The sequence below is a fragment of the Mycobacterium sp. NGS63 genome, from assembly GCF_059812295.1.
Window position 1 is genome coordinate 18,634 of record NZ_JCALCJ010000005.1, and the last position, 19,500, is coordinate 38,133.

At 69.7% G+C, this 19,500-nt stretch carries 15 protein-coding genes; 12 read left to right on the plus strand and 3 right to left on the minus strand.

Features of this window, described 5'->3' with window-relative positions; genetic code table 11:
• Positions 1-351 precede the first annotated feature (351 nt).
• The 7 genes from AC5Y4Z_RS14140 to AC5Y4Z_RS14170 all read left to right on the plus strand — a co-directional run bounded on the left by AC5Y4Z_RS14140 (position 352) and on the right by AC5Y4Z_RS14170 (position 9,415).
• A complete protein-coding gene (locus AC5Y4Z_RS14140) occupies positions 352-891 on the plus strand; it encodes a 6-carboxytetrahydropterin synthase (RefSeq protein ID WP_499964889.1) in 540 nt (179 codons plus the stop codon).
• A 300-nt stretch (positions 892-1,191) separates the two neighbouring features.
• Positions 1,192-1,671, plus strand: coding sequence for a GreA/GreB family elongation factor (locus tag AC5Y4Z_RS14145; protein ID WP_499964891.1), 480 nt, complete (start codon positions 1,192-1,194; stop codon positions 1,669-1,671).
• 7 nt (positions 1,672-1,678) lie between these two features.
• Positions 1,679-2,092, plus strand: coding sequence for a GtrA family protein (locus AC5Y4Z_RS14150; RefSeq protein ID WP_499964893.1), 414 nt, complete (start codon positions 1,679-1,681; stop codon positions 2,090-2,092).
• A gap of 31 nt (positions 2,093-2,123) precedes the next feature.
• Positions 2,124-3,479, plus strand: coding sequence for a decaprenylphosphoryl-beta-D-ribose oxidase (dprE1, locus tag AC5Y4Z_RS14155; protein ID WP_499964895.1), 1,356 nt, complete (start codon positions 2,124-2,126; stop codon positions 3,477-3,479).
• Complete coding sequence (gene dprE2 / locus AC5Y4Z_RS14160; RefSeq protein ID WP_499964897.1) at positions 3,480-4,244, plus strand: decaprenylphospho-beta-D-erythro-pentofuranosid-2-ulose 2-reductase; 765 nt, start codon at positions 3,480-3,482, stop codon at positions 4,242-4,244. It begins immediately after the preceding gene.
• A 2-nt stretch (positions 4,245-4,246) separates the two neighbouring features.
• Entirely contained in the window at positions 4,247-6,121 is a 1,875-nt protein-coding gene (locus tag AC5Y4Z_RS14165) for a galactan 5-O-arabinofuranosyltransferase (protein WP_499964899.1), read from the plus strand.
• 6 nt (positions 6,122-6,127) lie between these two features.
• Positions 6,128-9,415, plus strand: a complete 3,288-nt coding sequence (locus AC5Y4Z_RS14170) for an arabinosyltransferase domain-containing protein (RefSeq protein WP_499964901.1) — start codon at positions 6,128-6,130, stop codon at positions 9,413-9,415.
• Between the two features lie 5 nt (positions 9,416-9,420).
• On the opposite strand, the gene AC5Y4Z_RS14175 is transcribed toward AC5Y4Z_RS14170, so the two are convergent.
• Complete coding sequence (locus AC5Y4Z_RS14175; protein ID WP_499964903.1) at positions 9,421-9,756, minus strand: hypothetical protein; 336 nt, start codon at positions 9,754-9,756, stop codon at positions 9,421-9,423.
• 21 nt (positions 9,757-9,777) lie between these two features.
• A complete protein-coding gene (locus AC5Y4Z_RS14180; protein ID WP_499964905.1) occupies positions 9,778-10,074 on the minus strand; it encodes a hypothetical protein in 297 nt (98 codons plus the stop codon).
• A gap of 93 nt (positions 10,075-10,167) precedes the next feature.
• On the opposite strand from AC5Y4Z_RS14180, the gene AC5Y4Z_RS14185 reads away from it, so the two are divergent.
• The 3 genes from AC5Y4Z_RS14185 to AC5Y4Z_RS14195 are packed head-to-tail and all read left to right on the plus strand — an operon-like array spanning position 10,168 to position 11,602.
• Positions 10,168-10,506 carry an ArsR/SmtB family transcription factor gene (locus AC5Y4Z_RS14185; RefSeq protein WP_499964907.1) on the plus strand — a complete coding sequence of 113 codons (339 nt, stop codon included), beginning with the start codon at positions 10,168-10,170 and terminating at the stop codon, positions 10,504-10,506.
• Entirely contained in the window at positions 10,503-10,985 is a 483-nt protein-coding gene (locus AC5Y4Z_RS14190; protein ID WP_499964909.1) for an SRPBCC family protein, read from the plus strand. The genes AC5Y4Z_RS14185 and AC5Y4Z_RS14190 overlap by 4 nt, the downstream gene beginning before the upstream one ends.
• Positions 10,982-11,602 (plus strand): maleylpyruvate isomerase family mycothiol-dependent enzyme, encoded by a 621-nt coding sequence (locus tag AC5Y4Z_RS14195; RefSeq protein WP_499964911.1) that lies wholly within the window; start codon positions 10,982-10,984, stop codon positions 11,600-11,602. Before AC5Y4Z_RS14190 ends, AC5Y4Z_RS14195 begins: the two co-directional genes overlap by 4 nt.
• On the opposite strand, the gene AC5Y4Z_RS14200 is transcribed toward AC5Y4Z_RS14195, so the two are convergent.
• Complete coding sequence (locus AC5Y4Z_RS14200; protein ID WP_499964913.1) at positions 11,599-12,747, minus strand: BTAD domain-containing putative transcriptional regulator; 1,149 nt, start codon at positions 12,745-12,747, stop codon at positions 11,599-11,601. The two genes, AC5Y4Z_RS14195 and AC5Y4Z_RS14200, sit on opposite strands and share 4 nt — an antisense overlap.
• 246 nt (positions 12,748-12,993) lie before the next feature.
• Between AC5Y4Z_RS14200 and AC5Y4Z_RS14205 the strand changes: the two genes are divergently transcribed.
• Together AC5Y4Z_RS14205 and AC5Y4Z_RS14210 are read left to right on the plus strand one after the other, a co-directional pair.
• Complete coding sequence (locus tag AC5Y4Z_RS14205) at positions 12,994-16,260, plus strand: arabinosyltransferase domain-containing protein (protein WP_499964915.1); 3,267 nt, start codon at positions 12,994-12,996, stop codon at positions 16,258-16,260.
• A complete protein-coding gene (locus AC5Y4Z_RS14210; RefSeq protein ID WP_499964917.1) occupies positions 16,257-19,490 on the plus strand; it encodes an arabinosyltransferase domain-containing protein in 3,234 nt (1,077 codons plus the stop codon). Before AC5Y4Z_RS14205 ends, AC5Y4Z_RS14210 begins: the two co-directional genes overlap by 4 nt.
• Positions 19,491-19,500: the final 10 nt, after the last annotated feature.

Here is a 19,500-nt window from a genome sequence, read left to right on the forward strand (position 1 = left end):
CGCTTCGGCGACGGCGCTGTTATCGGGATCTTCGAACCACGGCTTCCAGTTGTCGTCGATCCCCGACGGCCCGCGGGGCGTGCCCGTCCTGCACCACGCCACGACGTTTGCTATCGCCCGAATCTCTGGCGCGCACGGAGAGAAACGGCGGGTACGAAAACAACGGCAGGATCGCCGCCGCCACGTCGGCGACCGGCCAGGTGAGCCACCACGGGCCGGGGTTGTCCATGCGCGCATTGAACCACGGGCGGTCCCTCGTACGCCGCCAAGAATTCTTCAAGGATCCGTCGAGGCGCCGTCCCGAAGCTGGGTCGCATCAACACGACCGGGCTCGGAAAGGAGCACCTGACAATGAGTTACACCGCTTTCGCCGACGACGTGTACGTCGCCACCATGCATCGCGCCGACGCACCGAGCGGCCGGGCCGCACGGTTTCACCTGCGCCGGGTCTTCGACCAGCTGCCGTGCTGCCACCGCTCGTGGACCAACCCGGGCAAGCGCTTCTTCTTGCACGGCTGCGAGCGGACGTTCGAAGTCGAGTTCGCGTGCGCCGAAACCGAACCCGATACCGGGTTGGTCGTCGAGGGCGACGCCGTGGCCGAAATCCGCGCGGCGCTGCGCTATCAGTTCGACCACACCACGCTGATCGCGGAGGACGACCCGCAACGCGACTTGTTCGAACTGCTGGCCGAGCGGGGCGTCATCGACCTGCGGGTCATGGACAACACCGGCCTGGAGGGCTCGGCGGCGTGGGCCTTCGAGACCGCCGAGCGCATCGTCGCGCTGGCGACCGGCGGCCGGGTGTGGGTGTCGCGGATCGAGGCCGGCGAAAGCCGCAACAACGTGATCACCCTGACCGCGGGGCCGGTGACGGCCCGGCGCTGGACGTAGCCGGCCACGAGGCGGGCTTTGGGTGTGAATCCTTGGCTTCGGGTGTGAATCCTCGGCGGCGGATCCGGCCCGCGCGCCGCCCTGTGTTCACAACCAGGTGCGTGGGTTCACGCCCGAAGCCGTCACCTCACAGCGACCGCCGCCGCATATACCCGGGGGGATAAAACCGCCGCCGATCTGGGTATGCACGTGTACAACAACGAAGACGCACGCCGCGTAGGGTGGCGGCTGCCTGGTGGTGGTGCAACACTGTAGCGCTACAGGTCAGCAGTGACGGCAGACAGGAATCGGGTCGACGACGTGAGAAAAAAAGCCCAATCGGCGGTCGACGCGGCGCGGGAGAACCTGGCCGCGGAGTTGGACCGGCTGAAGCAGCGGCGCGACCGCCTCGAAGTCGAGGTCAAAAACGACCGCGGCATGGTCGGTGACCACGGGGACGCCGCCGACGCGATACAGCGCGCCGACGAACTCGTCGTCCTCGGCGACCGGATCAACGAGCTGGACCGGCGGTTGCGGAGCGGGCCGTCATCCTCCGACGACGGGGAAACGCTGCCCGGCGGCACCGAGGTGACGCTGCGGTTCCCCGACGGCGAGGTCGTCACGATGCACGTGATCTCGATTGTCGAAGAGACCCCCGTCGGCCGCGAGGCCGAGACGTTGACCGCGCGCAGCCCGCTGGGCCAGGCCCTGGCCGGGCACAAAGCCGGCGACACGGTGACCTACTCCACGCCGCAGGGCGAGAACCAGGTCGAGCTGATCGCGGTCAAGCTGCCCAAATAGCTCATCCATGCCTCCAGCCGCGCCGCCGCGCCCACAGCTGAGTCTGACGACGCAGGTGTGGCGTTTCGTCGTCACCGGCGGCGTGGCCGGGATCGTCGACTTCGGCCTCTACCTGGTGCTGCACGGGCTGGGCCTGCCCTGGGACCCGGCCAAGATGCTCAGCTGGTGCGCCGGCACCATTACCGCCTATCTGATCAACCGCCGCTGGACGTTTCAGGCGGCACCCAGCACGGCGAGGTTCGTCGCGGTCATGGTGCTTTACTGCATCACCTTCGCGGTGCAGGTGGGCCTCAATCACTTGTGCCTGGCCTTGCTGCATTACCGCGGGTGGGCGGTACCCGTCGCCTTCGTGATCGCGCAGGGCACGGCGACGGTCATCAACTTCATCGTGCAGCGAGCCGTGATCTTCCGCATCCGCTGAGCTTTGGGCGCAGGCGGTACCCTCTTTGTCGATGTTCACCACCAAACGGCTCACCGGCTGGGGCCGCACCGCACCCTCCGTGGCGACGGTGCTTTCTACCCGCGATCCGGACGAGATCGCCAAGGCCGTGGCCAACGCGGGAGACCGCGGGGTGATCGCGCGGGGGCTGGGCCGCTCCTACGGCGACAACGCCCAGAACGGCGGCGGGCTGGTCATCGACATGACGGTGCTCGACCGCATCCACTCGATCAACGCCGACACCCGGCTGGTCGACGTCGACGCCGGCGTCAACCTCGACCAGTTGATGAAGGCGGCGCTGCCGTTCGGGCTGTGGGTGCCGGTGCTGCCTGGCACCCGCCAGGTCACCATCGGCGGCGCGATCGCGTGTGACATCCACGGCAAGAACCACCACAGCGCCGGCAGCTTCGGCAACCACGTGCGCAGCATGGACCTGCTGACCGCCGACGGGCAGATCCGCACCATCACCCCCGACGGCCCGGACGCCGAGCTGTTCTGGGCCACCGTCGGGGGCAACGGCCTGACCGGGATCGTCCTGCGCGCGACCGTCGAGATGACGCCGACGGAGACGGCGTATTTCGTCGCCGACGGCGACGTCACCGGCAGCCTCGACGAAACGATCGCCTTCCACAGCGACGGCAGCGAAGCCGACTACACCTATTCCAGCGCGTGGTTCGACGCGATCAGCGCACCGCCCAAACTGGGGCGTGCCGCCATTTCCCGCGGCTCGCTGGCGAGGCTGGAGCAGCTGCCCAAGAAGCTGCAGCGCAACCCGCTCAAATTCGATGCGCCGCAACTGCTCACGATCCCCGACGTCTTCCCCAACGGGTTGGCGAACAAGTACACGTTCATGCCGATCGGCGAACTGTGGTACCGCAAGTCGGGGACGTATCGCGGCAAGGTCCAAAACCTGACGCAGTTCTATCACCCGCTGGACATGTTCGGCGAATGGAACCGCGCCTACGGGCCGGCCGGCTTCGGGCAGTATCAGTTCGTGGTGCCCACCAACGCCGTCGAGGAGTTCAAGGCCATACTCCGCGACATCCAAAAGTCTGGGCACTACTCGTTTCTCAATGTGTTCAAACTGTTCGGCCCGGGCAACCAAGCGCCGCTGAGCTTTCCGATTCCCGGCTGGAACGTCTGCGTCGACTTCCCCGTCAAGCCCGGGCTCAACGAGTTCCTCAACGACCTCGATCGCCGCGTAGTGGAATTCGGCGGGCGGGTTTATACCGCCAAGGATTCGCGCGCCACCGCCGAGACCTTCCATGCCATGTATCCGCGCATCGACGAGTGGATAGCGGTGCGCCGCAAGATAGATCCCAACGGGGTGTTCGCCTCCGACATGGCCCGACGTTTGGAGTTGCTGTAGATGGTGCTTGACGCCGTGGGAAACCCGCAAACCATCCTGCTGCTCGGTGGCACCTCCGAGATCGGGCTGGCGATCTGCGAGCGCTACCTGCAAAACGCGCATGCCCGAATCATTCTGGCGGCCATGCCCGACGACCCGGGCCGCGACGCGGCGGTGGCCCAGATGAAGGCCGCCGGCGCGCGGTCGGTGGAGGTGGTCGACTTCGAGGCCACCGACCCCGACGCCCATCCGAAGATGATCGACGAGGCCTTCGCGAATGGCGATGTCGACGTGGCGATCGTGGCGTTCGGCTTGCTCGGGGACGCCGAGGAGTTGTGGCAGAACCAGCGCAAGGCCGTGCAGATCGCCGAAATCAACTACACCGCAGCGGTTTCGGTGGGTGTGTTGCTCGCCGAGAAGATGCGCGCGCAGGGCTTCGGTCAGATCATCGCGATGAGCACGGTGGCCGGCGAGCGGGTCCGCCGGTCCAACTTCGTCTACGGCTCCACCAAGGCCGGCCTGGACGGTTTCTACCTCGGCCTCTCGGAGGCGTTGCGCGACTACGGTGTTCGCGTCCTGGTGATCCGGCCTGGCCAGGTGCGGACCCGGATGAGCGCGCACATCAAGGAAGCCCCGCTGACCGTCGACAAGGAGTACGTCGCCAACCTCGCGGTGACCTCGGCGGCAAAAGGTAAGGAATTGGTTTGGGCGCCAGCAGCATTCCGTTATGTGATGATGGTGTTGCGACACATCCCGCGGAGCATCTTCCGCAAACTGCCAATCTGATCATGCGCAACGCGCTGGCCACCCTCGGCCAGATGGCTTTGGCGGTTCTCGTCGCCGTCGTCGTCGCCGTGGTGTCGCTGATCGCCATCTCTCGCGTGCAGTGGCCGGCCTTTCCGTCGTCCAACCAGCTGCACGCGCTGACCACCGTCGGGCAGGTCGGCTGCCTGGCCGGGCTGGTCGCCGTGGGTTGGTCGTGGCGGCGCGGATACCGCCGGCTGGCCCAGTTGGGCGGCCTGGTGTTCGTTTCCGCATTCACCGTCGTGACGCTGGGCATGCCGCTGGGGGCCACCCGGCTGTACCTGTTCGGCATCTCCGTCGACCAGCAGTTCCGCACCGAATACCTGACCCGGCTCACCGACAGCCCGGCCCTGCACGACATGACCTACCTCGGGCTGCCGTCGTTCTACCCGCCGGGCTGGTTCTGGATCGGCGGGCGCGTCGCGGCGCTGACGGGAACGCCCGCCTGGGAGATGTACAAGCCGTGGGCGATCACCTCGATCACCATCGCGGCCGCCGTCGCACTGGTGCTGTGGTGGCGGATGATCCGCTTCGAGTACGCGCTCGTAGTCACCGCCGCGACCGCCGCGGTCACGCTGGCCTACAGCTCGCCCGAGCCCTACTCCGCGATGATCACCGTGCTGCTGCCGCCGGTGCTGGTGCTGGCCTGGTCCGGACTGCGCGCCGGCGAGCGCCGCGGTTGGGCCGCGGTGATCGGCGCCGGGCTGTTCCTCGGATTCACGGCCACCTGGTACACGCTGCTGCTGGCCTTCAGCGCGTTCACGATCACGCTGATGGCGCTGGCCCTGGCCGCGTCGCGCTGGCGGCAGCGCGGTGCCAATGCCGCGCTGGACCCGCTGCGCCGGCTGGCCGTCATCGCCGCCCTCACGGCGGGGATCGGGATCATCACCTGGCTGCCGTTCGCGTTGCGCGTGGCGACCAGCCCGGTCAGCAACAGCGGCAGCGCCTTTCACTACCTGCCGGCCGACGGCGCCGAGCTGACCTTCCCGATGCTGCAGTTCTCGCTGCTGGGCGCGATCTGCATGCTGGGCTCGCTGTGGCTGGTCATCAGAGCCCGCTCGTCGGTGCGGGCCGGCGCGCTGGCGATCGGCGTGCTCGCCGTCTACCTGTGGTCGCTGCTGTCGATGCTGACCACGCTGGCGCGCACCACGCTGCTGTCGTTCCGGCTGCAGCCGACGCTGAGCGTGCTGCTGGTCGCGGCCGGTGCGTTCGGCTTCCTGGAGGCCATTCGCGCGTTGGCGCGCAGAAACTGGTCCCGCAGCCGCGCGATCGTCCCGGTGGCGGGCGCGATCGGCCTGGCCGCCGCGATCGCGTTCAGCCAGGACATCCCCGACGTGCTGCGCCCGGACCTGACCATCGCCTACACCGACACCGACGGCTACGGCCAGCGCGGCGACCGCCGGCCGCCGAGTTCGGAGAAGTTCTACCCCGACATCGACGCCGCCATCCTCAAGACCACCGGCAAGCCACGCGACCAGACCGTGGTGATGACCGCCGACTACAGCTTCCTGTCCTACTACCCCTACTGGGGGTTCCAGGGCCTGACGTCGCACTACGCCAACCCGCTGGCGCAGTTCGACCTGCGGGCCGCGCAGATCGAGAAATGGTCCAAGCTCAAGACCGCCGACGAGTTCGTCCGCGCGCTGGACACCTCGCCGTGGCCGCCGCCGACGGTGTTTCTCATGCGCCGCGGCGCGAACAGCACCTACACGTTGCGGTTGGCCCAGGACGTGTACCCCAACCAGCCCAACGTGCGCCGCTACACCGTCGACCTGCCCGCGGCCCTGTTCGCCGACCCGCGGTTCGTCGTCGACAGCGTCGGCCCGTTCGTGCTGGCCATCCGCAAGCCGGTGGCGTGACGGCCGATGGCCACCGAAACCTCGGCTGACTTGGGCCAAGAACTACCATCTACCCCCGTGGACGACGCGGGAGGAAACCACCGGATCGCTCGGGTGGTCGCTACCGTCGCCGGCCTACTCGGCGCGCTGCTCGCGATCGCCACCCCGCTGCTGCCGGTCAACCAGACCACCGCCCAGCTGAACTGGCCGCAGAACGGCACGTTCGGCAGCGTCGAGGCTCCGCTGATCGGTTATGTGGCCACCGATCTGAACATCACCGTGCCCTGCCGGGCCGCCGCGGGACTGGCCGGGCCGGCGGCGGCCCGGCAGGCCGGCAAGACGGTGCTGCTCTCGACCGTGCCCAAGCAGGCCCCCAAGGCCGTCGACCGCGGCCTGCTCATCCAGCGCGCCAACGACGACCTGGTGCTGGTGGTCCGCAACGTCCCGGTGGTCAGCGCCCCGTTGAGCCAGGTGCTCAGCCCGGCCTGCCAGCGGCTGACCTTCACCGCGCACGCCGACCGCGTCGTCGCCGAATTCGTCGGGCTGACGCAGGGCCCCAACGCCGAGCATCCCGGCTCGCCGCTGCGCGGCGAGAAGAGCGGCTACGACTTCCGGCCGCAGATCGTCGGCGTCTTCACCGATCTGGCCGGGCCGGCGCCGCCGGGCCTGAGCTTCTCGGCGACCGTCGACACCCGCTACAGCAGCAGCCCCAGCCAGCTGAAGATGGCGGCGATGATCCTCGGGGTGGTTCTGACCGTGGCCGCCTTGGTCGCGCTGCACGTCCTCGACACCGCCGACGGCACCCGGCACCGCCGCTTCCTGCCCGCGCGGTGGTGGTCGATCGGCGGGCTGGACGCCCTCGTCATCGCGGTGCTGGTGTGGTGGCACTTCGTCGGCGCCAACACCTCCGACGACGGCTACATCCTGACCATGGCCCGGGTGTCCGAGCACGCCGGCTACATGGCCAACTACTACCGCTGGTTCGGCACCCCCGAGGCCCCGTTCGGCTGGTACTACGACCTGCTGGCGCTGTGGGCGCACGTCAGCACCACCAGTATCTGGATGCGCCTGCCCACCCTGGCGATGGCGCTGACGTGCTGGTGGGTGATCAGCCGGGAAGTCATGCCGCGGCTGGGTCACGCGGTCAAGAGGAACCGGGCCGTGGCGTGGACGGCGGCGGGGATGTTCCTGGCGGTCTGGTTGCCGCTGGACAACGGCCTGCGGCCCGAGCCGATCATCGCCCTGGGCATCTTGCTGACCTGGTGCTCGGTGGAACGCGCGGTGGCCACCAGCCGGCTGCTGCCGGTGGCGATCGCGTGCATCATCGGCGCGCTGACCCTGTTTTCCGGGCCGACGGGCATCGCATCGATCGGTGCGCTGCTGGTCGCGATCGGGCCGCTGCGCACGATCCTGCACCGCAGGTCCACCCAATTCGGGGCGCTGCCGTTGGTGGCGCCCCTGGTGGCCGCCGTCACCGTCGCCGCCATCCTGATCTTTCGCGACCAGACCCTGGCCGGCGAGTTGCAGGCGACCGCGCTCAAGCGCGCCGTCGGGCCCAGCCTGAGCTGGTTCGACGAGCACATCCGTTACGAGCGGCTGTTCATGGCCAGCCCCGACGGCTCGGTCGCCCGCCGCTTCGCCGTGCTGGCGCTGGTGTTGGCGCTGGGCATCACGGTCGCAATGTCGTTGCGCAAGGGACGAATTCCGGGCACGGCCGGCGGGCCGAGCCGCCGCATCGTCGGGATCACCATCATCTCGTTCGCCGCGATGATGTTCACCCCCACCAAATGGACCCACCACTTCGGCGTGTTCGCCGGGCTGGCCGGGCCGCTGGGCGCGCTCGCCGCGGTCGCGGTGACCTCGGTGGCGATGCGGTCGCGGCGCAACCGCACGGTGTTCGCGGCCGTGGTGCTGTTTTTGGTGGCGCTGTCGTTCGCCAGCGTCAACGGCTGGTGGTATGTCTCCAATTTCGGTGTGCCATGGTCGAATTCGTTCCCCGCGTGGCATTACGCCTTTGCCACCGCGCTGCTCGGGCTGACCGTGGCGGTGCTGCTGTTGGCGGCCTGGTTCCATTTCGTCGCCCCCGATAACGGACCACCCAAAACCCGGCTCGGCGCACGCGTGGCGGGGATCGTCCAGTCCCCGTTGGCAATTGCGACGTGGGTGCTGGTGGTGTTCGAGGTGGCATCGCTGACCCTGGCGATGACCGCGCAGTACCCGGCGTGGTCCGTGGGCCGATCCAACCTGCAGGCGCTGGCCGGCAAGTCGTGCGGGCTGGCCGAGGACGTGCTGGTGGAGCAGGACCCGGGCGCGGGCATGCTGTCGCCGGTGACCGGCACGGCGGGCCCGGCGATATCAGAAGCCCTGGGCGCCGGCCTGTCGGAAGCCTTCACGCCCAACGGAATTCCCGCCGACGTCCGCGCCGACCCCGTGATGGAGCGGCCGGGTGACCGCAGCTTCGTCAACGACGAGGAGAAGACCGGCAGCAACCAGGCGGGCACCGAGGGCGGCACCACCCCCGCGCCGGGCATCAACGGATCGTCGGCCCAGCTGCCCTTCAACCTCGACCCCGCGCGCACACCGGTGCTCGGCAGCTGGCGCTCCGGCATTCAGATTCCCGCGCACCTGCGGTCGGGCTGGTATCGGCTGCCCGCGCGCGACAAGGCGGGGCCGCTGCTGGTGGTCAGCGCGGCCGGCCGCTTCGACCCCCGCGAGGTCCAGGTGCAATGGGCCACCGACGCCCAGGCGGCCGGCGGACACCCCGGCGGTTCGTTCCAATTCGCCGACGTCGGCGCCTCCCCCGCCTGGCGCAACCTGCGGTTGCCGCTGTCGGCGATCCCCGGCGACGCCACCCAGATCCGCCTCGTCGCCGACGACGAGGACCTCGCCCCTCAGCACTGGATCGCGTTGACCCCGCCGCGGATTCCGCAGCTGCGCACGCTGCAGGACGTGGTGGGGTCCCAAGACCCGGTGTTCCTGGACTGGCTGGTCGGCCTGGCGTTCCCCTGCCAGCGGCCGTTCGGGCATCAGAACGGCGTCGACGAGACCCCGAAGTGGCGCATCCTGCCCGACCGGTTCGGCGCCGAGGCCAACTCACCGGTGATGGACAACAACGGTGGCGGCCCGCTGGGCGTCGCCGAGTTGCTGGTGAAGGCGACCACCGTGGCCACCTACCTCAAGGACGACTGGTCGCGCGACTGGGGATCGCTGCAACGCCTGACGCCCTACTACCCCAACGCGCAGCCCGCCCGCCTGCAGCTCGGCACGACCATGCGCAGCGGCCTGTGGGGCCCGGCGCCGCTGCGCAAGACCTAGTCGCGTCAGCTGCCCGGCGGCTCGGGGCAGAAGAACAGCCCGCAGTTGCCCGGCGGCTTGCGGATCGGGGCGGGCGGATTGGGGCCGTCCCAGATGGTGTTCCAGCGGCCGCCGACGTTGCCCTTCGGGCCGCCCACGAGCAGGTACCAGGTGTGGCAGGCGCCCATATCCCACTGGATGTCGGCCTGCGGCAGGGGCTGTCCCGGACACCATTGATGCGGGCCTTCGGCCCAGGCGTCGGCGTGCGCGGTTCCGGTGGCCACGCCGAAGCCCGCCGCTACCACGCCGGCCGACAGCACCGCCCCGGCGAGGATTCGCCGCACGGTTCCAGGAGTGTTCATGGTCGAGCCCTTCTTTCCTCGTTACAGCCCGGGCAGGCACAGCCCGGGGATACAACCGAGATTCGGCGGCGGGCGGTCGCCCTCGTAGACGAAGTGGCCGCGGTTGGCCTGGAAGCCGTAGTCGACCCAGTACCAGGTGTGGCAGACGTTCATGTCCCACACGACGTCGGTCTCGGGCAGGTGCTGCCCGGGACACCACTGGTAGGGGCCCCTCGGGCCGGCCTGGGCGGTGCCGGCGGCCAACCAGGACCCGGCCGCCGCGACGGTGCCCGACAGCAGCGCCCCGGCGAGGACCCGCTTGAGGTGGACGGACTTCATGGCTACGAAGTGTGGCGCCGGGCCTTAGTGGAATCTTTGCGAAATTCTTGTAACCATTGAGGAGCCGGATCGGTAAGTCTAAACTTACGGTTCGTGGTCACTTACCAAGCGGCCGGGAACGCGTGGCTGGCGCTGGCCGACGGAACGCGGCGCGCCATCGTGGAACGCCTCGCGCACGGCCCGGCGGCCGTCGGCGAGCTGGCCCGCGATCTACCCGTCAGCCGGCCGGCCGTTTCGCAGCACCTCAAGGTGCTCAAGTCGGCGGGCCTGGTTCGCGACCGCGCCTCGGGAACGCGTCGGGTCTACCGCCTCGACCCGACGGGCCTCGAGGCGCTGCGCGCCGAGCTCGACCGGTTTTGGGCACAGGCATTGGCCAACTACGCCGCGGCCATAGAGGAGGGCCGAGACAACAGCGGAGGGGAACCGTCATGACCCGAGTCCCGAATGTCACGCACCACGTCGTCGTCAACGCCCCGATCGAGCGCGCGTTCGCCGACTTTACCGACCGGTTCGGCGACTTCAAGCCGCGCGAGCACAACCTGCTGGCGGTCCCGATCGCCGAGACGATCTTCGAGCCGCGCGTGGGCGGGCACATCTACGACCGCGGCATCGACGGCAGCGTGTGCCGGTGGGCGCGCATCCTGGTCTACGAACCGCCCCACCGCGTGACGTTCACCTGGGACATCGGCCCGACCTGGCGGCTGGAGGCCGACCCGGCCAAGACCAGCGAAGTCGACGTCCGCTTCACCGCCGAGTCGGATGAGCGCACGCGCGTCGATCTCGAACACCGGCATCTGGACCGCCACGGTCCGGGCTGGGAGTTCGTCGCCGAGGGGATCGACGGCGACGCGGGCTGGCCGCTGTACCTCGACCGCTACGCCCGCCTGCTCGGCGCCGGAGCCCAACGATGACCGCCCCCCTGATGACCATGGCCCGCGCCGAGCGGGCCGACCTCGCGGATTTTCTGGCCACGCTGTCGCCACAGGACTGGCAGGCGCCCAGCCTGTGCTCCAAATGGACGGTCAAAGATGTTGTGGCGCATGTCATCAGCTACGAGGAGCTCGGCCCCCTCGGACTGCTCAGGAGGTTCGCCAAGGGCGCGGTCGTGCGGGCCAACCAGGTGGGCGTCGACGAGTTCGCGACGCTGAGCCCCGAGCAGCTGCTGGAGTTCCTCCGCGAACACCTCCAACCCCGCGGGCTGACAGCGGGTTTCGGCGGCATGATCGCGCTCGTCGACGGCACGATCCATCACCAGGACATCCGTCGCGCGCTCGGCCGGCCGCGCAGCGTCCCGGCCGACCGGCTCGAGCGGGTGCTGTCGCTGGTGCCGGGCAACCCCCGGCTCGGCGCCGGACGGCGGATCAGGGGACTGCGACTGCGCGCCACCGACCTCGCATGGACGCACGGCGGCGGGCCCGAGGTCACGGGCCCCGGCGAGGCGCTGCTGATGGCGATGTCCGGACGCCCCGCGGCGCTCGCCGATCTCGACGGCCCGGGCCTGAGCACGCTGGCCGGACGGCTGCGCTAGGAGCCGGTGAGGCCGACCTCGAAGGTGAAGTCGAGGTTGCCGATGCGGATGTGGTCGCCGTCGGCCAGGGTGGCGCTGCCCCGGATGCGCTGGCCCCGGACCTCCACGCCGTTCGTCGACCGCAAGTCGGTCATCATGAAACCCGTTCCGGTGTCGGTGATCACGGCGTGGTGGCGACTGACGTCGGTGTCGTCGAGCACGATGTCGTTGTCGGTGAAGCGCCCGATCCGGGTGATCGCGCCCGTCAGCCGGAACAGCCGCCCCCGCGAGCCGCGCAGCCCGGCCGCCGGTGCGGAGTCCGCCAGCGGTATCGACGAGGTCGTCGGCTCGAAACTGGAGGCGCCGCGTTTGTGCGTGGTCAGGTCGCTTGCCATGGCCCCCAACGGTTCTTGGCGCAGGATCCGCTCGTGCAGGGCGCTGACGGTCGGGCCGGGGTCGATGCCGAGGCCCTCGGCCAGCGCGGTCTTGAGCCGCCGGTAGGCGCCGAGCGCGTCGGACTGACGCTCGGTCACGTAGTAGGCGGTGATCAGCTGCGCCCACAGCGGCTCGCGGTACGGGTGCTCGGCGGTGAGCGCCTCCAGCTCACCGATCACCCCGTCGGCGCGCCCGCACGCGATCTCGGCCTCGGCGCGGGCGGTGTGGGCCGCCACCTTTTCTTCTGCCAGCGCGGTGGCGAAGGCGTCGACGAAGGCGAAGCCGCGCAGGTCGTCGAGCACCGGCCCGCGCCACTCGGCCAGCGCCAGCGAGAGGTTCCTGCCGGCCTCCTCGTAGCGTCCCGCGGCCGCGGCCTGCGTACCCGCCGCCTTCGCGGCGGTGAAGCGCCCCAGGTCGCAGTCGGCGTCCGCGACGCTGAGCTGGTATCCGGGCGGGGCGCTGGCCAGCACCTGGTAGGCGTCGGCGCCCGCGGAGCGCAGCAGCCGGCGCAGGTTGGACACGTGGGCCTGGATGCTGGTGCGCGCCGCCGGCACCGGATCCTCGTCCCACACCGCGTTGATCAACGAGTCGACGGACACCGGCCGGTTGCGGTTGATCAACAGCATCGCCAGCACCGCCCGCTGCTTGGGGGCGCCCACCGGCACCCGCACGCCGTGGCTCGTCATCAGCAACGGTCCCAAGGCGCCGAACCCGAGGCCCGTGTTCGTCATCGCGCTGCCAGCCTCCCGAGTCATCGGGGCCGTTCTCGAGGCCCTCGGGTCCCCATTTTGAACGCAAACGTTGCGACGAGAGTTTATTTCGTGCGCCGGCCGCGGCAAACCACAACAGCGCGTCGAGACTGCGCACAGATCGCGGCCGGCCCCCCACAATGCGCGCTGGACGCAGACTCGGCGACAAATCGTTCAGCGGCCCTGCATCCTCAGCGGACAAAGCGGCGTCCCCTACCATCGAGCCTCGTGCCCCACGACGGTAATGAGCGATCGCAACGCATCGGTGTGATCGCCGCCGCCGCGGGCCTGCTGGGCCTGGTGCTGTGCCTGGTCGTCCCGTTGCTGCCGGCGAAGCAGACCACGGCGACGGTCCTGTGGCCGCAGGGCAGCACCGACGGGCACGTCACGCAGGTCACCGCCCCGCTGGTGTCGGGGGCGCCGCGCGCGCTGGACATCTCCATCCCGTGCCCGGCCACGGCGACCCTGCCGCCCGACGGCGGCCTGGTCGTGTCGACCCTGCCGGCCGGCGGGGTGGACACGGGCAAGAACGGGCTCTTCGTGCGCGCGGACAAGGACGTGATCGTCGTCGCGTTCCGCGACACCGTGGCCGCCGTGGCGAAGCGCGCGGCCGTCGCGGCCGGCGCCTGCAGCGTCCTGCACGTGTGGGCCGACGTGGGCGCGGCGGGCGCGGATTTCGTCGGCATACCCGGCGCCGCCGGCGTCCTGCCGTCGGAGAAGAAGCCCCAGGTCGGCGGGATCTTCACCGACCTGAAAGTCCCAGCGCAGCCGGGGTTGTCGGCCCGCGTCGACATCGACACCCGGTTCATCCTGGCGCCCACGACAATCAAGAAGGTGGTGCTTGTCGTCGGCGGGCTGGCGGTGCTCGTGGCCATCGTGGCGCTGGCGGCGCTGGACCGGCGCGCCCGCGGCCGCTACCGCACGGGTGAGCGGCGCCGCGTCGGCGCCGCGATCTGGCTCGCCGACGCCGGGGTGATCGCGACGCTGCTGCTCTGGCACGTCATCGGCGCCACCTCGTCGGACGACGGCTACAACCTGACCATTGCGCGGATCGCGCCCAAGGCCGGCTACGTCGTCAACTACTACCGGTACTTCGGCACGACCGAGGCGCCGTTCGACTGGTACTTCTCGATACTGTCGCGGCTGGCCTCGATATCCACCGCCGGCGTGTGGATGCGGCTACCCGCGACGCTGGCCGGGATCGCGTGCTGGCTGATCATCTCCCACTGCGTGCTGCGGCGGCTGGGGCCGGCGCGGGGCGGCCTGGCCACCAACCCGGTGGCGGTGTTCACCGCGGGCGCGGTGTTCTTGGCCGCGTGGCTGCCGTTCAACAACGGCCTGCGACCCGAGCCGCTGATCGCGCTGGGCGTGCTGGTCACCTGGGTGCTGGTGGAACGCGCCATCGCGCTGGGGCGGCTGGCGCCCGCCGCGGTCGCGATCGTGGTCGCGATGCTGACGGCGACGCTGGCGCCGCAGGGGTTGATCGCGGTCGCCGCGCTGCTGACCGGCGCCCGCGCCATCGCCCAGGTGATCCGGCGCCGCCGCGCGACCGACGGGCTGCTCGCCCCGCTGGCGGTGCTGGCGGCGGCGCTGACGCTGATCACCGTGGTGGTCTTCCGCAGCCAGACGCTGGCCACGGTCGCCGAGTCGGCGCGCATCAAGTACAAGGTCGGGCCGACGATCGCCTGGTACCAGGACTGGCTGCGCTACTACTTCCTCACGGTGGAAAGCAACGCCGAGGGATCGATGTCGCGGCGCTTCGCCGTGCTGGTGATGCTGCTGTGCCTGTTCGGGATGCTGGTGGTGCTGCTGCGCCGCGGCCGGGTGCCGGGCCTGGCCAGCGGGCCGGCGTGGCGTCTGCTCGGCACCACCGCGCTCGGCCTGCTGCTGCTGACGTTCACGCCGACCAAGTGGGCCGTGCAGTTCGGCGCGTTCGCCGGGTTGACCGGCGCCCTGGGCGCGGTCACCGCCTTCGCGCTGGCGCGCATCGGCCTGCACAACCGGCGCAACCTCACGCTCTACGTGACCGCGCTGCTGTTCGTGCTCGCGGTGGCGACCTCCGGCATCAATGGCTGGTTCGACGTCGCCAATTACGGGGTGCCGTGGTACGACATCCAGCCCGTCGTCGCCAGCCACCCGGTGACGTCGATGTTCCTGACGTTGTCGATCATCACCGGGCTGCTGGCCGCCTGGCAGCACTTCCGCATGGACTACGCCGGGCACACCGAGGTCAAGGACAACCGGCGTAACCGCATCCTGGCGTCGACCCCGCTGCTGGTGGTCGCGACGATCATGGTCGTCGGCGAGGTGGCCTCGCTGACCAAGGGCGCGGTGTTCCGCTACCCGCTCTACACCATCGGCAAGGCCAATCTCGCCGCCCTGAGTTCGGCACTGTCGCCCACCAGCTGCGCCATGGCCGACGACGTGCTGGCCGAGCCCGACCCCAACGTCGGCATGCTGCAGCCGGCGCCCGGGCAGACGTTCGGCCCGGCCGGTCCCCTCGGCGGCGTCAACCCGATCGGCTTCAAACCCGACGGGGTGGGCGACGACCTGAGGTCCTATCCGGTGGTGACCAAACCGGGCGTGGTGAATTCCGACGCGTCACCCAACAAGCCGAACGCGGCCATGAGCGACTCCGCGGGCACGGCCGGCGGCAAGGGCCCGGCCGGCGTCAACGGTTCCCACGCGGCGCTGCCGTTCGGCCTTGACCCGGCGCGCACCCCGGTGATGGGCAGCTACGGCGAAAATTCGCTGGCGGGCACGGCCACCTCGGCCTGGTACCAGCTGCCCCCGCGCACCGGCGACCGCCCGATCGTCGTGGTGTCGGCGGCCGGTGCGATCTGGTCGCACAAGGAGGACGGCACCTTCACCTACGGCCAGCCGCTGAAGCTGCAGTGGGGCGTGGCCCGCCCGGACGGCGCCACCCAGCCGCTCAACGAGGTGGAGCCGATCGACATCGGGCCGGAGCCGGCGTGGCGCAACCTGCGGTTCCCGTTGACGTGGGCGCCGCCGGACGCCAATGTGGCACGCATCGTCGCCTACGACCCGAACCTGAGCTCCGACCAGTGGTTCGCGTTCACGCCACCGCGCGTTCCGGTGCTGCAGACGCTGCAGCAGCTGCTCGGATCGCGCGCCCCGGTGCTGATGGACATCGCGACCGCCGCCAACTTCCCGTGCCAGCGGCCGTTCTCCGAACACCTTGGCGTTGCCGAACTTCCGCAATACCGCATCCTGCCCGACCACAAACAGACGGCGGCGTCGTCGAACGGGTGGCAGGCCGGCGAGACCGGCGGCCCGTTCCTGTTCACCCAGGCGCTGCTGCGCACCTCGACGATCTCGACATACCTGCGCGGCGACTGGCACCGCGACTGGGGATCGGTCGAGCGGTACTACCCGTTGGTGGCGACCGATCAGGCGCCCGACGCCGTCGTCGAGCAGGGTGTGACCACGGTGCACGGCTGGACGCGGCAAGGACCGATTAGGGCCCTCCCATGAGCGTGATCGACGAACAAACAGCCACCGCGCGGCGCGAGACCCGCGACGGTGTGCGGATGACGCGCTGGGTGGCGACGATCGCCGGGCTGCTCGGCTTCGTCTTGTCGGTCGCCACGCCGCTGCTACCCGTCGTGCAGACCACCGCAACCCTGAGCTGGCCGCAAAACGGTCAACTGAACAACGTCACGGCACCGCTGATTTCGCTGACGCCCGTCGAGCTGACCGCGTCCGTACCGTGCGCGCTGGTGCGCAGCCTGCCGCCCGAGGGCGGCGTCGTGCTGAGCACCGCGCCCAAGAAAGGCAAGGACGCCGCGCTCAACGCGTTGTTCGTCGTCGTCAACGGCAAGCGCGTCGACGTCACCGACCGCAACGTGGTGCTCGCCAGCGCGCCCCGCGACCAGGTGGCGTCCTCGCAATGTCAGCACATCGAGATCACGTCGACCAAAGCCGGCGCGTTCGCCACCTTCGTCGGGCTGAATGACCCTGCGGGCAAACCGATTACGGGCGGGTTCCCCGACCCGAACCTGCGCCCGCAGATCGTCGGGGTGTTCACCGACCTGAGCGGGCCGGCCCCGGCGGCTCTGAAGTTGTCGGCGACCATCGACACCCGGTTCTCCACCACCCCGACGACCCTGAAACTGCTCGCGATGGTGCTGGCGGTGGTGTCCACCGTCGTCGCGCTAATCGCGCTGTGGCGCCTCGACCAGTTGGACGGTCACCGGATGCGCCGGCTGATCCCGGCGAACTGGCGCACGTTCACCCTGGCCGACGCCACAGTGATCTTCGGGTTCGTGCTCTGGCACGTGATCGGGGCGAACTCGTCGGACGACGGCTACATCCTGGGCATGGCCCGGGTCGCCGATCGGGCCGGCTACATGTCGAACTACTTCCGCTGGTTCGGTAGCCCGGAGGACCCCTTCGGCTGGTACTACAACCTGCTGGCGCTGATGACCCATGTCAGCGACGCCAGCCTGTGGATGCGGTTGCCGGACTTGATCGCCGGGATCGTGTGCTGGCTCCTGCTGTCGCGCGAAGTGCTCCCGCGGCTGGGACCCGCGGTCACCTCCAGCAAGGCCGCCAACTGGGCGGCGGGCATGGTGCTGCTGACGGCCTGGATGCCGTTCGACAACGGCCTGCGCCCCGAGCCGATCATCGCGGTCGGTTCGCTGATCACCTACGTGCTGATCGAACGGTCCATGCGGTACAGCCGGCTGACGCCCGCGGCGCTGGCGGTCATCACCGCGGCCTTCACGCTCGGTGTCCAGCCCACCGGGCTGATCGCGGTCGCCGCGCTGATCGCCGGCGGGCGACCGATCCTGCGCATCTTGGTGCGGCGCCACCGGCTGGTCGGCACCTGGCCTTTGGTGGCGCCCATGCTGGCCGCGGGTGCGGTCATCCTGACCGTCGTGTTCGCCGACCAGACCCTGTCAACGGTGTTGGAAGCCACCAGGATTCGCACGGCGATCGGCCCCAGCCAGGCCTGGTACACCGAGAACCTGCGCTACTACTACCTGATCCTGCCCACCGTCGACGGCTCGCTGTCGCGGCGGTTCGGCTTTTTGATCACCGCGCTGTGCCTGTTCACGGCCGTCTTCATCATGTTGCGGCGCAAGCGCATTCCCGGCGTGGCCCGCGGCCCGGCGTGGCGCCTGATGGGCGTCATCTTCGCCACCATGTTCTTTTTGATGTTCACCCCCACCAAGTGGGTGCACCACTTCGGGCTGTTCGCCGCGGTGGGCGCGGCGATGGCCGCGCTGACGACGGTGCTGGTGTCGCACGAGGTCCTGCGGTGGTCGCGCAACCGCATGGCGTTTTTGGCGGCGCTGTTCTTTGTGCTGGCGCTGTGCTTCGCCACCACCAACGGGTGGTGGTACGTCTCCAGTTACGGGGTCCCGTTCAACAGTTCGATGCCGAAAATCGGCGGAATCACCATCAGCACAATCTTTTTCGCTTTGTTCGCGATCGCCGCGCTGTGGGCGGTGTACCTGCACTTCGCGTCCAAGAGCCGGGGCGAGGGCCGGCTGGCCCGAACGCTGACGGCTGCGCCCATCCCCATTGCCGCCGGCTTCATGGCGCTGGTGTTCATCGCGTCGATGGTCGCCGGCATCGTTCGCCAGTACCCCACCTACTCCAATGCCTGGGACAACCTGCGGGAGTTCAGCGGGGGCTGCGGCCTGGCCGACGACGTGCTCGTCGAGCCGGACAGCAACGTCGGCTTCATGGCGGCCCTGCCTTCTGGCTACGGCGCGCTGGGCCCGCTGGGCGGGGTCGACCCGACCGGGTTCACCCCCAACGGCGTACCGGAGCGCACCCTTGCCGAGTCCATCAAGGAGACGACGGTGCCGCAGCCCGGCACCGACTACGACTGGGACGCACCGACCAAGCTCGCGGCGCCGGGCGTCAACGGCTCGGTCGTGCCGCTGCCGTACGGGCTGGATCCCGACCGGGTTCCGGTGGCCGGCAGCTACACCACCGGGCCGCAACAGCAGAGCCGGCTGACGTCGGCCTGGTACCGGCTGCCCAAGCCGGACGATGGCCACCCGCTGGTCGTGGTGACCGCCGCCGGCAAGATCACCGGCAACAGCGTGCTGCACCACCACACCGACGGCCAGACCGTGGTGCTGGAGTACGGCACGCCCGGACCCGGCGGCGCCGACGACGTGCGGCCCGCAGGCAGGGTGGTGCCCTTCGACCTCTACGGCGAACAGCCGAAGGCCTGGCGCAACCTGCGCTTCGCCCGCTCGGAGATGCCCGCGGACGCCGTCGCCGTGCGGGTGGTCGCCGAGGACCTGTCGCTGACGCCGGAGGACTGGATCGCGGTGACCCCGCCGCGCGTGCCCGAGCTGCGCTCGTTGCAGGAATACGTCGGGTCGACGCAGCCGGTGTTGATGGACTGGGCCGTCGGGCTGGCGTTCCCCTGCCAGCAGCCCATGCTGCACGTCAACGGCGTCACCGAGATCCCGAAATTCCGCATCACGCCGGACTATTCGGCCAAGAAGCAGGACACCGACACCTGGGAGGACGGCGTCAACGGCGGCCTGCTGGGCATCACCGACCTGCTGCTGCGCGCCCACGTGATGTCCACTTATCTGTCGCGCGACTGGGGCCGCGACTGGGGCTCGCTGCGCAAGTTCGACACCCTCGTCGACGCCAAGCCCGCGCAACTGGGATTGGGCACCGCCACCCGCAGCGGGTTGTGGTCGCCGGGACCGATCCGCATCAAGCCCTAAGCGCCGCGGC

What these genes read in the sequence shown, in the direction of transcription:
- AC5Y4Z_RS14140 (WP_499964889.1), top strand. Translation starts at nt 352, where the DNA reads ATGAGTTACACCGCTTTCGCCGACGACGTGTACGTCGCCACCATGCAT.
- AC5Y4Z_RS14150 (WP_499964893.1), top strand. Translation starts at nt 1,679, where the DNA reads ATGCCTCCAGCCGCGCCGCCGCGCCCACAGCTGAGTCTGACGACGCAG.
- dprE1 (WP_499964895.1), top strand. Translation starts at nt 2,124, where the DNA reads ATGTTCACCACCAAACGGCTCACCGGCTGGGGCCGCACCGCACCCTCC.
- dprE2 (WP_499964897.1), top strand. Translation starts at nt 3,480, where the DNA reads ATGGTGCTTGACGCCGTGGGAAACCCGCAAACCATCCTGCTGCTCGGT.
- AC5Y4Z_RS14165 (WP_499964899.1), top strand. Translation starts at nt 4,247, where the DNA reads ATGCGCAACGCGCTGGCCACCCTCGGCCAGATGGCTTTGGCGGTTCTC.
- AC5Y4Z_RS14170 (WP_499964901.1), top strand. Translation starts at nt 6,128, where the DNA reads ATGGCCACCGAAACCTCGGCTGACTTGGGCCAAGAACTACCATCTACC.
- AC5Y4Z_RS14175 (WP_499964903.1), bottom strand. Translation starts at nt 9,756, where the DNA reads ATGAACACTCCTGGAACCGTGCGGCGAATCCTCGCCGGGGCGGTGCTG.
- AC5Y4Z_RS14180 (WP_499964905.1), bottom strand. Translation starts at nt 10,074, where the DNA reads ATGAAGTCCGTCCACCTCAAGCGGGTCCTCGCCGGGGCGCTGCTGTCG.
- AC5Y4Z_RS14190 (WP_499964909.1), top strand. Translation starts at nt 10,503, where the DNA reads ATGACCCGAGTCCCGAATGTCACGCACCACGTCGTCGTCAACGCCCCG.
- AC5Y4Z_RS14195 (WP_499964911.1), top strand. Translation starts at nt 10,982, where the DNA reads ATGACCGCCCCCCTGATGACCATGGCCCGCGCCGAGCGGGCCGACCTC.
- AC5Y4Z_RS14200 (WP_499964913.1), bottom strand. Translation starts at nt 12,747, where the DNA reads ATGACGAACACGGGCCTCGGGTTCGGCGCCTTGGGACCGTTGCTGATG.
- AC5Y4Z_RS14210 (WP_499964917.1), top strand. Translation starts at nt 16,257, where the DNA reads ATGAGCGTGATCGACGAACAAACAGCCACCGCGCGGCGCGAGACCCGC.